This window comes from Citrobacter sp. CK198 (genome assembly GCF_030333295.1).
GTDB lineage: Bacteria > Pseudomonadota > Gammaproteobacteria > Enterobacterales > Enterobacteriaceae > Citrobacter_B > Citrobacter_B koseri.
This window is the reverse complement of sequence record NZ_JAOWGE010000035.1, coordinates 460,743-472,788: the sequence shown is the minus strand read 5'-3', so window position 1 is coordinate 472,788 and position 12,046 is coordinate 460,743. Positions and strand designations below refer to the sequence as shown.

11 protein-coding genes and 1 tRNA gene are annotated in these 12,046 nt (G+C 55.3%); 11 read left to right on the top strand and 1 reads right to left on the bottom strand.

All coding sequences use genetic code 11. From position 1 onward, the window contains the following. The first annotated feature begins 2 nt into the window (after positions 1-2). Positions 3-78: transfer RNA gene (locus tag OGY62_RS20065), tRNA-Gly, on the top strand. A 269-nt stretch (positions 79-347) separates the two neighbouring features. Here the strand turns inward: OGY62_RS20065 and queG are convergent. Next, positions 348-1,487, bottom strand: coding sequence for a tRNA epoxyqueuosine(34) reductase QueG (queG, locus tag OGY62_RS20060; RefSeq protein WP_012134445.1), 1,140 nt, complete (start codon positions 1,485-1,487; stop codon positions 348-350). Between queG and nnr the strand changes: the two genes are divergently transcribed. The 10 genes from nnr (at position 1,486) to OGY62_RS20010 (ending at position 12,009) form a co-directional block, all read left to right on the top strand. Then, positions 1,486-3,033, top strand: coding sequence for a bifunctional ADP-dependent NAD(P)H-hydrate dehydratase/NAD(P)H-hydrate epimerase (nnr, locus tag OGY62_RS20055; RefSeq protein ID WP_012134444.1), 1,548 nt, complete (start codon positions 1,486-1,488; stop codon positions 3,031-3,033). The two genes, queG and nnr, sit on opposite strands and share 2 nt — an antisense overlap. Next, entirely contained in the window at positions 3,005-3,466 is a 462-nt protein-coding gene (gene tsaE / locus OGY62_RS20050) for a tRNA (adenosine(37)-N6)-threonylcarbamoyltransferase complex ATPase subunit type 1 TsaE (protein ID WP_012134443.1), read from the top strand. The genes nnr and tsaE overlap by 29 nt, the downstream gene beginning before the upstream one ends. Before the next feature lie 16 nt (positions 3,467-3,482). Beyond that, positions 3,483-4,814: an N-acetylmuramoyl-L-alanine amidase AmiB gene (gene amiB, locus OGY62_RS20045; protein ID WP_200054028.1), complete on the top strand. Its 1,332-nt coding sequence runs from the start codon at positions 3,483-3,485 to the stop codon at positions 4,812-4,814. Positions 4,815-4,823: 9 nt separating this feature from the next. After that, positions 4,824-6,683, top strand: a complete 1,860-nt coding sequence (gene mutL, locus OGY62_RS20040; protein WP_049009162.1) for a DNA mismatch repair endonuclease MutL — start codon at positions 4,824-4,826, stop codon at positions 6,681-6,683. Further along, a complete protein-coding gene (gene miaA / locus OGY62_RS20035; protein WP_130028947.1) occupies positions 6,676-7,626 on the top strand; it encodes a tRNA (adenosine(37)-N6)-dimethylallyltransferase MiaA in 951 nt (316 codons plus the stop codon). The genes mutL and miaA overlap by 8 nt, the downstream gene beginning before the upstream one ends. 84 nt (positions 7,627-7,710) lie before the next feature. Then, entirely contained in the window at positions 7,711-8,019 is a 309-nt protein-coding gene (gene hfq, locus OGY62_RS20030) for an RNA chaperone Hfq (protein ID WP_012134439.1), read from the top strand. 73 nt (positions 8,020-8,092) lie between these two features. Beyond that, positions 8,093-9,373: a ribosome rescue GTPase HflX gene (hflX, locus tag OGY62_RS20025; RefSeq protein ID WP_047459460.1), complete on the top strand. Its 1,281-nt coding sequence runs from the start codon at positions 8,093-8,095 to the stop codon at positions 9,371-9,373. 92 nt (positions 9,374-9,465) lie between these two features. Next, positions 9,466-10,722: an FtsH protease activity modulator HflK gene (gene hflK / locus OGY62_RS20020; protein ID WP_012134437.1), complete on the top strand. Its 1,257-nt coding sequence runs from the start codon at positions 9,466-9,468 to the stop codon at positions 10,720-10,722. A gap of 2 nt (positions 10,723-10,724) precedes the next feature. Beyond that, positions 10,725-11,729 (top strand): protease modulator HflC, encoded by a 1,005-nt coding sequence (gene hflC, locus OGY62_RS20015; RefSeq protein ID WP_012134436.1) that lies wholly within the window; start codon positions 10,725-10,727, stop codon positions 11,727-11,729. 82 nt (positions 11,730-11,811) lie between these two features. Further along, positions 11,812-12,009 carry a DUF2065 domain-containing protein gene (locus tag OGY62_RS20010; RefSeq protein ID WP_024130795.1) on the top strand — a complete coding sequence of 66 codons (198 nt, stop codon included), beginning with the start codon at positions 11,812-11,814 and terminating at the stop codon, positions 12,007-12,009. Positions 12,010-12,046: the final 37 nt, after the last annotated feature.

The window sequence follows — 12,046 nt, the reverse complement described above, 5'->3', positions numbered from 1 at the left end:
AAGCGGGAATAGCTCAGTTGGTAGAGCACGACCTTGCCAAGGTCGGGGTCGCGAGTTCGAGTCTCGTTTCCCGCTCCAAATTCTCATCTCCATAAAATTATCCACAGCGTATTTTCACGTTGGGGACCTTTTATTTTGCCTCTGAAACACTCTTGTAAACAGACTTATCCACAGGTCCAGGCATTATTCCTGGAATACAAAAAACTTCGCATGGTGAATAGTAACTTTGTAACTTATTGAAATTGATGGGTTAATTATCATTTCGAAATGTTAATGCGATCACTTGACGATTTTTTCCCTCTTGAATCGCAATGTCTTTTTATTTTTATACACAAGCTGTGGATGACTCAGGCGTCGCGCGGCAGTCCCTTTTCAATGACCCTGACCAGGCGTTGTTTCTTCGGTAATTGCACCTCCACCACGCAGGCATTTCGCTTCTCAATTTGCTGCGCAATCGCCCACTCTATGTGTTCATCGAGAAGTGGGTGCTCACCCCGGCGACTTTCCAGGGCGGTAATCACGGCGTTATCCCAGGGCGCATTGCCTAACGCGACGGCAATATTTCGCAGCCAGCGTAAGTGACCAATGCGGCGAATCGCCGATCCTTCCGTAACTTTTAAAAACCAGGCTTCGCTCCAGCCAAACAGTTCAATCAGCTCTGGCGCGTGAAGATGCTTGCGGGGACTGAAATCTTCTTCATCGGTCAGTTGCGAGTAGCGGTTCCACGGGCAGATAAGCTGACAATCGTCGCAGCCGTAAATCCGGTTGCCCATTAATGGCCGAAGCGCTTCTGGTATCGCCCCCTCCAGCTCAATCGTGAGATAGGAGATGCAGCGGCGCGCATCCACCGTGTAGGGCTCGACGATTGCGCCGGTCGGGCAGATGGTCAGACAGGCAACGCATTTCCCGCAGCCTTCTTCAACTGGCGCATCAATGGGGAGAGGCAAATCAATTAACAACTCCCCCAGGAAAAAGAACGAACCGGCTTCGCGGTTAAGGATTAGTGAGTGCTTACCTGTCCAGCCAAGCCCGGCTTTTTCAGCCAGAGGACGTTCCAGAATGGGCGCAGAATCGACAAACGGTCTAAAATTCAGCGAAACGCAGTGCTGCTGAATCCTCTCGCCGAGTTTTTTGAGACGGTTACGTAACAGCTTATGGTAGTCACGGCCCAGCGCATAACGGCTGACGTAGCCCAGAGAGGGATTTTTTAGGGTACTGGCGAAAGCGGCATTGGCAGGCAGATAATTCATGCGCACACTGATGACGCGCAGCGTGCCGGGCAATAATTCGTGAGGGCGGGCGCGCATCATTCCGTGGCGAGCCATCCAGTCCATTTCGCCGTGGTATTGTTTATCCAGCCATGCCTGTAATTTGGGTTCGCTGGCGCTGAGATCGGTATCGGTAATACCGACCTGCTGAAAGCCCAGTTCCAGCCCCCACTGTTTAATATTTTGCGCTAACTGATTGAGATCGAGGGGCTCTGACATGACGGACCATACAATGAAGAAAAACCCCGCAAGTATACCACACTCCATCTGGCCCGCCGATGAGATCAAACGGGCGGAACGCGAGGCGGCGGACAGCTTAGGGCTGACGCTGTATGAGCTGATGCTGCGGGCGGGGGAAGCCGCATTTCAGGTTGCACGCGACGCGTACCCCGATTCACGGCGCTGGCTGGTGCTTTGCGGTCACGGTAATAATGGCGGCGACGGCTACGTGGTGGCGAGGCTGGCGAAAGCCGCAGGTATTGAGGTGACGCTACTGGCGCAGGAGAGCGATAAGCCGCTTCCTGAAGAGGCGGCGCAGGCGCGCGAGGCGTGGCTCAATGCCGGGGGCGTCATTCATGCGTCGGATATCATCTGGCCGGATCATATTGATGTGATTATTGACGCCCTGCTGGGGACCGGCCTGACGCAGGCTCCGCGCACCTCCCTCTCTACGCTTATTGAACGAGCGAACAGCCATCCAGCGCCGGTGGTGGCTATTGATATCCCCTCCGGTTTGCTGGCGCAAACGGGCGCCACGCCTGGTGCGGTGATGAATGCCGCGCATACCGTTACCTTCGTTGCGCTGAAACCCGGTTTGCTGACGGGCAAGGCGCGGGATGTCGTGGGAGCGCTGCACTTTGACGCGCTGGGTCTGGAAAGCTGGCTGGCAGGACAAGAGGTACGTATCCAGCGCTTTGCGGCTTCGCAACTTTCCCACTGGCTGACACCACGCCGTCCGACGTCGCATAAAGGCGATCATGGTCGGCTGGTCATTATTGGCGGCGACCACGGGACGGCGGGAGCGATACGTATGACCGGCGAAGCGGCGCTGCGTGCCGGAGCAGGATTAGTGCGGGTGCTGACGCGTAGCGAAAATATCGCGCCGTTGCTGACCGCCCGTCCCGAACTGATGGTGCATGAACTGACGCCTCAATCTCTTGATGACAGTCTGCAATGGGCGGACGTGGTGGTGATAGGCCCTGGGCTCGGACAGCAGGAATGGGGTAAAAAAGCGCTACAGAAAGCTGAGAATTTTCGCAAACCGATGCTCTGGGATGCGGATGCGCTGAACCTGCTGGCAATCAATCCCGATAAACGTCACAATCGCGTGATCACGCCGCATCCGGGGGAAGCCGCGCGGCTACTGGGTTGTTCTGTCGCAGAAATTGAAAGTGATCGCTTACTTTCAGCACGTCGTCTGGTAAAACGGTATGGCGGCGTGGCGGTGCTGAAAGGTGCGGGAACGGTCGTCGCCGCCCAATCGCATGCGTTGGGCATTATTGATGCCGGTAACGCCGGGATGGCCAGCGGTGGAATGGGCGATGTGCTTTCCGGCATTATTGGCGCATTGCTTGGACAGAAGTTTTCCCCGTATGATGCAGCGTGTGCGGGATGTGTTGCCCACGGTGCGGCGGCGGATGTTTTAGCGGCGCGTTATGGCACCCGCGGCATGCTGGCAACCGATCTCTTTTCTACGCTACAGCGTATTGTTAACCCTGATGTGATTGACGTAAACCATGATGAATCGAGTAATTCCGCTACCTGACGAGCAGGCGACTTTAGACCTGGGACTACGCGTAGCGAAAGCCTGTGACGGTGCGACCGTCATCTATTTGTACGGCGACCTGGGGGCGGGAAAAACCACCTTCAGCCGGGGATTTCTACAGGCGTTGGGCCACAAAGGCAATGTGAAAAGCCCGACCTACACGCTGGTTGAGCCCTATACGCTCGATAACTTAATGGTGTATCACTTCGATTTATACCGACTTGCGGACCCTGAGGAGCTGGAATTTATGGGGATCCGTGATTATTTTGCCAACGATGCCATTTGCCTGGTGGAATGGCCGCAACAAGGTAAAGGTGTACTGCCTGACCCGGATGTCGAAATACACATAGATTACCAGGCGCAAGGTCGTGAGGCGCGCATTAGTGCTGTCTCCTCATCAGGTGATTTGTTGCTGGCGCGTTTGGCCGGTTAACCTTAAGGGTGGCGGGATGATTTATCGCATCAGAAATTGGGTGGTGGCAACGCTGGTCCTGCTGTGCGCGCAGGCGGGGGCCGCCAGCCTCTCCGATATTCAGGTATCTAACGGCGATCGGCAGGCGCGGATTACGTTCAGTTTTATCGGCGATCCTGATTACGCGTTTTCGCAAGAAGGTAAACGTACCGTCGCGCTGGATATCAAACAGACCGGCGTGATTCAGGGACTGCCGTTGCAGTTTAGCGGCAACAACCTGGTAAAAGCGATTCGCTCCGGTACGGCGAAAGACGCGCAGTCGCTGCGGTTGGTTGTCGATCTGACGGAGAACGGTAAAACCGAGGCCGTGAAACGACAGAACGGCGGTAACTATACCGTGGTCTTTACCATCAACGCCGATACGCCTCCGCCGCCACCTCCACCGCTTGTCGTCGCAAAACGCGTTGAGACGCCGGTGGTCGCTCCGCGTCCGACTGAACCTGCGCGAAATCCGTTTAAAACAAACCAGGATCGCGCTACCGCTGTCACCAGCAGCAATACGGTAACGCGCCCGGCAGCGCGGGCGACATCCAGTAACGGCGACAAAGTGGTGATTGCCATTGATGCCGGTCACGGCGGGCAAGACCCCGGCGCTATTGGCCCCGGCGGGACGCGGGAGAAAAACGTGACGATTGCTATCGCCCGTAAGCTGCGTACGCTGTTGAATAACGATCCGATGTTCAAAGGCGTATTGACCCGCGACGGGGATTATTTCATCTCCGTGATGGGTCGCTCCGACGTGGCGCGTAAGCAGAACGCCAATTTCCTCGTCTCCATTCATGCGGATGCCGCGCCAAACCGTAACGCGACGGGCGCCTCGGTATGGGTGCTGTCAAACCGTCGCGCCAACAGCGAAATGGCGAACTGGCTGGAAGAACATGAGAAGCAGTCTGAGCTGCTGGGCGGCGCGGGCGATGTGCTGGCGAACAGTCAGGCTGACCCCTACTTAAGCCAGGCGGTGCTGGATTTGCAATTCGGTCATTCCCAGCGCGTAGGGTATGATGTGGCGACAAACATGTTAGGTCAGTTGCAGCGCATTGGTTCGCTGCATAAGCGTCGCCCTGAACACGCCAGCCTCGGCGTGTTGCGTTCCCCGGATATCCCCTCGGTGCTGGTTGAAACGGGCTTTATCAGCAACAGCGGCGAAGAGCGTTTACTGGCAAGCGATGCTTATCAGCAGCAGCTGGCAGAGGCAATTTACCAAGGGTTGCGTAACTACTTCCAGGCGCATCCGGTGCAATCCGGGCCGCAGAACGCTCCGGCGCAAACGGCCAGCGCGGTGTCGCCGGGCGAGTCGTTGATTAACTAAGGATTTTACATGCCGATTCAGGTTCTACCGCCGCAACTGGCGAACCAAATTGCCGCAGGTGAGGTGGTAGAGCGACCTGCGTCGGTTGTGAAAGAGCTGGTGGAAAACAGCCTTGATGCAGGGGCGACGCGGATCGATATTGATATCGAACGCGGCGGCGCAAAGCTTATTCGTATTCGCGATAATGGCTGCGGAATTAAAAAAGACGAGCTGGCGCTGGCGCTGGCTCGCCATGCCACCAGTAAAATCGCCTCGCTTGACGATCTCGAAGCGATTATCAGCCTCGGATTTCGTGGCGAAGCGCTGGCAAGTATCAGCTCGGTTTCGCGTTTAACCCTCACGTCACGTACCGCGGAACAGGCGGAAGCCTGGCAGGCCTATGCCGAAGGGCGTGATATGGACGTGACGGTAAAACCGGCGGCGCATCCGGTCGGCACCACGCTGGAGGTGCTGGACTTGTTCTACAACACGCCGGCACGGCGCAAGTTTATGCGCACCGAGAAAACCGAGTTCAACCACATTGACGAAATTATCCGCCGCATTGCGCTGGCGCGCTTCGACGTCACCCTTAATTTGTCGCACAACGGTAAAATGGTGCGCCAGTACCGTGCGGTTGCGCAGGACGGGCAGAAGGAACGTCGATTAGGCGCGATTTGCGGCGCACCGTTTCTGGAACAGGCGCTGGCGATTGAATGGCAGCACGGCGATCTGACGCTGCGCGGCTGGGTGGCCGACCCCCACCATACCACGGCGGCGCTGGCGGAAATCCAGTACTGCTACGTGAACGGCCGCATGATGCGCGACCGGTTAATCAATCATGCGATTCGTCAGGCCTGTGAAGACAAACTGGGCGGCGATCGGCAACCGGCATTTGTGCTGTATCTGGAGATTGACCCGCATCAGGTGGATGTGAACGTGCATCCGGCGAAACATGAGGTGCGTTTCCACCAGTCGCGGCTGGTGCATGATTTCATCTATCAGGGCGTATTGAGCGTGCTACAGCAGCAGCTTGATGCGCCACTGCCGCTGGCGGAAGAAGCGCCTGCGCCGCGTCATATCCCGGAAAACCGCGTGGCGGCCGGGCGTAATCATTTCGCTGAACCGGCCTCTGCGCGGGAACCCGCCGCGCCGCGCTATTCCACGTCGTCAGGGGCAACCGGCGAACGTCAGCCTGCTGCCAGTTGGCCGCATGCCCAGCCGGGCTACCAGAAACAGCAGGGCGAAGTGTACCGCCAGCTGTTACAGACGCCCGCTCCGCGACAACCGGCGCTTGCACCGGAAGCAGAAACGGCAGCGCCGTCACTGGCAGGGCATAGCCAGAGTTTCGGTCGCGTGCTGACCATTGTCGGCGCGGATTGCGCATTGCTTGAGCGTGACGGCAATATTCACCTGCTGGCGTTGCCCGTGGCGGAACGCTGGCTGCGTCAGGCCCAACTGACGCCGGGGCAGACGCCGGTCTGCGCCCAGCCGTTGTTGATTCCGCTGCGCTTAAAAGTGTCGGCGGAGGAGAAATCCGCGCTGGAAAAAGCGCAAACACCACTGACGGATCTGGGGATTGAATTCCAGTCAGATGCGCAGCATGTGACCATTCGTGCAGTGCCTTTACCCTTACGCCAACAAAATTTACAAATCTTGATTCCTGAACTGATAGGCTACCTCGCGCAGCAGTCAGCGTTTGACGCGGGCAATATTGCACAGTGGATTGCGCGGAATTTGATGAGTGAACATCCACAGTGGACGATGGCGCAGGCCATTACGCTGTTGGCTGATGTAGAGCGGCTATGTCCGCAACTCGTGAAGGCGCCGCCGGGTGGTCTGTTACAACCTGTTGATTTACATTCGGTGATGAACGCCCTGAAACATGAGTGATGTAAGTAAGGCGAGCCTGCCAAAGGCGATTTTTTTGATGGGGCCGACGGCCTCCGGTAAGACAGCGTTAGCAATTGAATTGCGTAAAGTTTTGCCAGTAGAGTTGATAAGCGTTGATTCCGCCCTTATTTATCGGGGGATGGACATCGGTACGGCGAAGCCGACAGCTTCAGAGTTAAAGGCCGCTCCGCACCGATTGCTGGATATTCTCGATCCAGCGCAAGCGTACTCAGCAGCGGATTTTCGCCGCGATGCGTTAGCGGAGATGGCGGAGATTACTGCGGCGGGGCGTATTCCGCTGTTAGTGGGCGGCACCATGTTGTATTTCAAGGCGTTGCTGGAAGGACTTTCGCCCTTACCGTCGGCGGAACCCGAGATCAGAGCCCGAATTGAGCAACAGGCGGCAGAGCAGGGATGGGATGCGTTGCACCGACAGCTTCAGGATATTGATCCGGTCGCTGCCGCACGGATTCATCCAAATGATCCGCAAAGACTTTCCCGGGCACTGGAAGTTTTTTTCATTTCGGGTAAAACTTTAACGGAACTGACGCAAACGTCAGGAGACGCTCTACCGTATCAGGTGCATCAGTTCGCCATCGCCCCGGCGAGCCGTGAACTGCTCCATCAGCGAATTGAGCAGCGTTTTCATCAGATGTTGGCTTCAGGTTTTGAAGCAGAAGTTCGGGCGCTTTTTGCCCGTGGAGATTTGCATACGGACTTGCCTTCCATTCGTTGTGTGGGATACCGCCAGATGTGGTCATACATTGAAGGCGAAATTTCATATGATGAAATGGTTTATAGAGGTGTTTGCGCCACGAGGCAGTTGGCGAAGCGTCAGGTAACCTGGTTGCGTGGTTGGGAAGGAGTACACTGGCTTGACAGTGAAAAGCCTGACCAGGCGCGAAACGAAGTATTGCAGGTTGTTGGTGCTATCGCGAACTGAATGTGTACAATTGAGACGTATCGTGCGCAATTTTTCAGAATCGAAAGGTTCAAAGTACAAATAAGCATATAAGGAAAAGAGAGAATGGCTAAGGGGCAATCTTTACAAGATCCGTTCCTGAACGCACTGCGTCGGGAACGTGTTCCAGTTTCTATTTATTTGGTGAATGGTATTAAGCTGCAAGGTCAAATCGAGTCTTTTGATCAATTCGTGATCCTGTTGAAAAACACGGTCAGCCAGATGGTTTACAAGCACGCGATTTCTACTGTTGTCCCGTCTCGCCCGGTTTCTCATCACAGTAACAATGCCGGTGGCGGCACCAGCAGTAACTACCATCACGGTAGCAGCGCGCAGGGTACTTCTGCGCAACAGGACAGCGAAGAAACCGAATAAGGTTTTGGCTGTTTTACACACGGGGAGCCAGGGAACCTGCGTTCCCCGCTGATATATATCGAGGGGTTGACGCTTGTTTGACCGTTATGATGCCGGTGAGCAGGCGGTACTGGTACACATCTATTTTTCGCAAGACAAAGATATGGAAGACCTCCAGGAGTTTGAGTCTCTGGTCTCTTCCGCCGGTGTCGAAGCAATGCAGGTGATTACCGGTAGCCGTAAAGCACCGCACCCGAAGTACTTTGTAGGTGAAGGTAAGGCAGTTGAAATTGCGGAAGCCGTGAAAGCGTCTAACGCTGCGGTCGTGCTTTTCGATCATGCTTTAAGCCCGGCCCAGGAGCGTAACCTGGAACGTTTGTGTGAATGTCGCGTGATCGACAGAACCGGTCTTATTTTAGATATTTTTGCTCAGCGTGCACGTACCCACGAAGGTAAGTTGCAGGTTGAACTGGCGCAACTGCGTCATCTGGCCACGCGTCTGGTTCGTGGCTGGACCCACCTTGAAAGGCAGAAAGGCGGGATTGGTTTGCGCGGTCCGGGTGAAACCCAGCTCGAAACCGACCGTCGTTTGCTGCGTAATCGTATTGTACAAATACAGTCGCGCCTGGAGAAAGTTGAGAAGCAACGTGAGCAGGGGCGGCAGTCGCGTATAAAAGCGGATGTCCCGACGGTCTCGCTGGTGGGATATACCAACGCCGGTAAATCCACCCTTTTCAATCAGATTACTGAAGCCAGGGTGTATGCCGCAGACCAACTGTTTGCGACCCTGGACCCGACGCTGCGCCGTATCGATGTCGCAGATGTAGGGGAAACCGTACTGGCGGATACCGTAGGGTTTATCCGTCATTTACCGCACGATCTGGTGGCGGCGTTTAAAGCGACCTTGCAGGAAACCCGGCAGGCCACGCTCTTGTTACACGTTGTTGATGCCGCTGATGTGCGCGTACAGGAAAACATCGACGCAGTGGATACGGTTCTCGAAGAGATCGACGCTCACGAGATCCCAACCCTGATGGTGATGAATAAGATCGATATGCTGGACGATTTTGAACCGCGTATCGACAGGGATGAAGAGAACAAACCAATCCGTGTCTGGCTTTCTGCGCAAACAGGGGTTGGGATACCACAGCTTTTTCAGGCTTTGACGGAGCGGCTTTCCGGCGAGGTGGCGCAGCATACGTTGCGTTTGCCGCCGCAGGAAGGGCGTCTGAGAAGCCGGTTTTACCAACTTCAGGCAATAGAAAAAGAGTGGATGGAGGAGGACGGCAGCGTAAGTTTGCAGGTTCGCATGCCGATTGTCGACTGGCGTCGCCTCTGTAAACAAGAACCGGCGTTGATCGACTATGTGATCTAATGGCGGCTCGTCTGGAGCATGGAGTAATTTCGCCTTATCCCTCTCGTCGAAAGACAACGGGGATCACCGCATAACAAATATGGAGCACAAACATGGCGTGGAATCAGCCCGGTAATAACGGACAAGACCGCGACCCGTGGGGAAGCAGCAAACCTGGCGGCAACTCTGAGGGAAATGGAAACAAAGGTGGTCGCGATCAGGGGCCACCTGATCTTGATGATATCTTCCGCAAACTGAGTAAAAAGCTCGGTGGTCTGGGTGGCGGTAAAGGTACAGGCTCTGGCGGTGGTAGTTCATCGCAGGGGCCGCGCCCGCATATCGGAGGTCGTGTCGTTACCATCGCAGCGGCAGCGATCGTCATTATCTGGGCTGCCAGCGGTTTCTACACCATCAAAGAAGCGGAACGCGGCGTGGTGACACGCTTCGGTAAATTCAGCCACCTGGTTGAGCCGGGTCTGAACTGGAAGCCGACGTTTATCGATGAAGTCACTCCGGTAAACGTGGAAGCGGTTCGCGAACTGGCGGCGTCCGGTGTGATGCTGACTTCTGATGAAAACGTTGTGCGCGTTGAGATGAACGTGCAGTACCGTGTGACCGATCCGCAGCGTTATCTGTTCAGCGTGACCAGCGCGGATGACAGTCTGCGTCAGGCGACCGACAGCGCCCTGCGTGGGGTTATCGGTAAATACACGATGGATCGCATTCTGACGGAAGGTCGTACCGTTATTCGTAGCGATACCCAGCGTGAACTGGAAGAGACCATTCGTCCGTACAACATGGGTATTACCCTGCTGGACGTCAACTTCCAGGCAGCGCGTCCGCCGGAAGAGGTAAAAGCGGCGTTTGACGATGCTATCGCGGCGCGTGAGAACGAACAGCAATACATCCGTGAAGCGGAAGCGTACACCAACGAAGTTCAGCCGCGTGCGAACGGTCAGGCGCAGCGTATTCTTGAAGAAGCGCGTGCATACAGAACCCAAACCATCCTGGAAGCGCAGGGTGAAGTGGCTCGCTTCGCTAAAATTCTGCCGGAATATAAAGCCGCACCAGAGATTACTCGCGAGCGTCTGTATATCGAGACGATGGAAAAAGTGTTGAGCCATACGCGTAAAGTTCTGGTCAACGACAAAGGCGGCAATCTGATGGTTCTGCCATTGGATCAGATGCTGAAAGGCGCTAACGCGCCTGCGGCAAAAGACAGCACGGGTAACAATCTGCTGCGTCTGCCGCCGGCTTCATCGTCCAGCACGAGCGGAGCAAGCAATACCTCGTCCACCAGTCAGGGCGATATTATGGACCAACGCCGCGCTAACGCGCAGCGTAACGACTACCAGCGTCAGGGGGAATAACGATGCGTAAGTCAGTTATTGCGATTATCATCATCGTGCTGGTAGTGCTGTACATGTCTGTCTTTGTTGTCAAAGAAGGCGAGCGCGGAATTACGCTGCGTTTCGGTAAAGTTCTGCGTGACGATGAAAACAAACCGCTGGTTTATGAGCCGGGTCTGCACTTTAAGATCCCGTTCATTGAGTCGGTGAAAACGCTTGATGCGCGTATCCAGACGATGGACAACCAGGCCGATCGCTTTGTAACCAAAGAGAAAAAAGACCTGATCGTTGACTCCTACATCAAATGGCGCATCAGTGATTTCAGCCGTTACTACCTGGCGACAGGCGGCGGCGATGTTTCTCAGGCCGAAGTGCTGCTGAAACGTAAGTTCTCTGACCGTTTGCGCTCTGAGATTGGTCGTCTGGATGTGAAAGACATCGTGACCGATTCCCGTGGCCGTTTAACGCTGGAAGTGCGTGACGCGCTGAACTCCGGTTCTGCGGGAACGGAAGATGAAGTGGCGACTCCGGCGGCGGATAGCGCGATTGCCGAAGCAGCTGAACGCGTTGCGGCAGAAACCAATGGCAAAGTGCCGGTGATCAACCCGAACAGTATGGCGGCGTTAGGTATCGAAGTGGTGGATGTGCGTATCAAGCAGATCAACCTGCCGACCGAAGTATCCGAGGCGATTTACAACCGTATGCGCGCCGAGCGTGAAGCGGTAGCCCGTCGTCACCGTTCACAGGGTCAGGAAGAAGCGGAGAAACTGCGCGCGACCGCCGACTATGAAGTGACCAGAACGCTGGCGGAAGCCGAGCGTCAGGGCCGCATTTCGCGTGGTGAAGGTGATGCCGAAGCCGCGAAACTGTTTGCCGATGCCTTCAGTCAGGACCCGGACTTCTACGCCTTTATCCGTAGCCTGCGTGCTTACGAGAAGAGCTTCGAAGGCAATCAGGACGTGATGATCATGAGCCCGGACAGCGATTTCTTCCGTTACATGAAGACACCGAATACGGCAACACGTTAAAATCGTATCAACGGTTTTAGATGAACAAAACCACCGGCATCCTCAGGGAGGCGGTGGTTTTCTTTTTATATAAGGACGATGGATGAATTCAACTATCTGGCTGGCGCTTGCCCTTGTTTTGGTACTGGAAGGTTTAGGCCCGATGCTGTATCCCCGCGCCTGGAAGAAAATGATCTCTGCCATGACGCAACTGCCGGAAAATGTTTTACGTCGTTTTGGCGGCGGTCTTGTGGTTGCCGGAGTTGTTGTCTACTACATGTTGAGGAAAACGATTGGCTGATCAAAAAGTAGTCGTATTTGCCGATCTTAGCATGCAA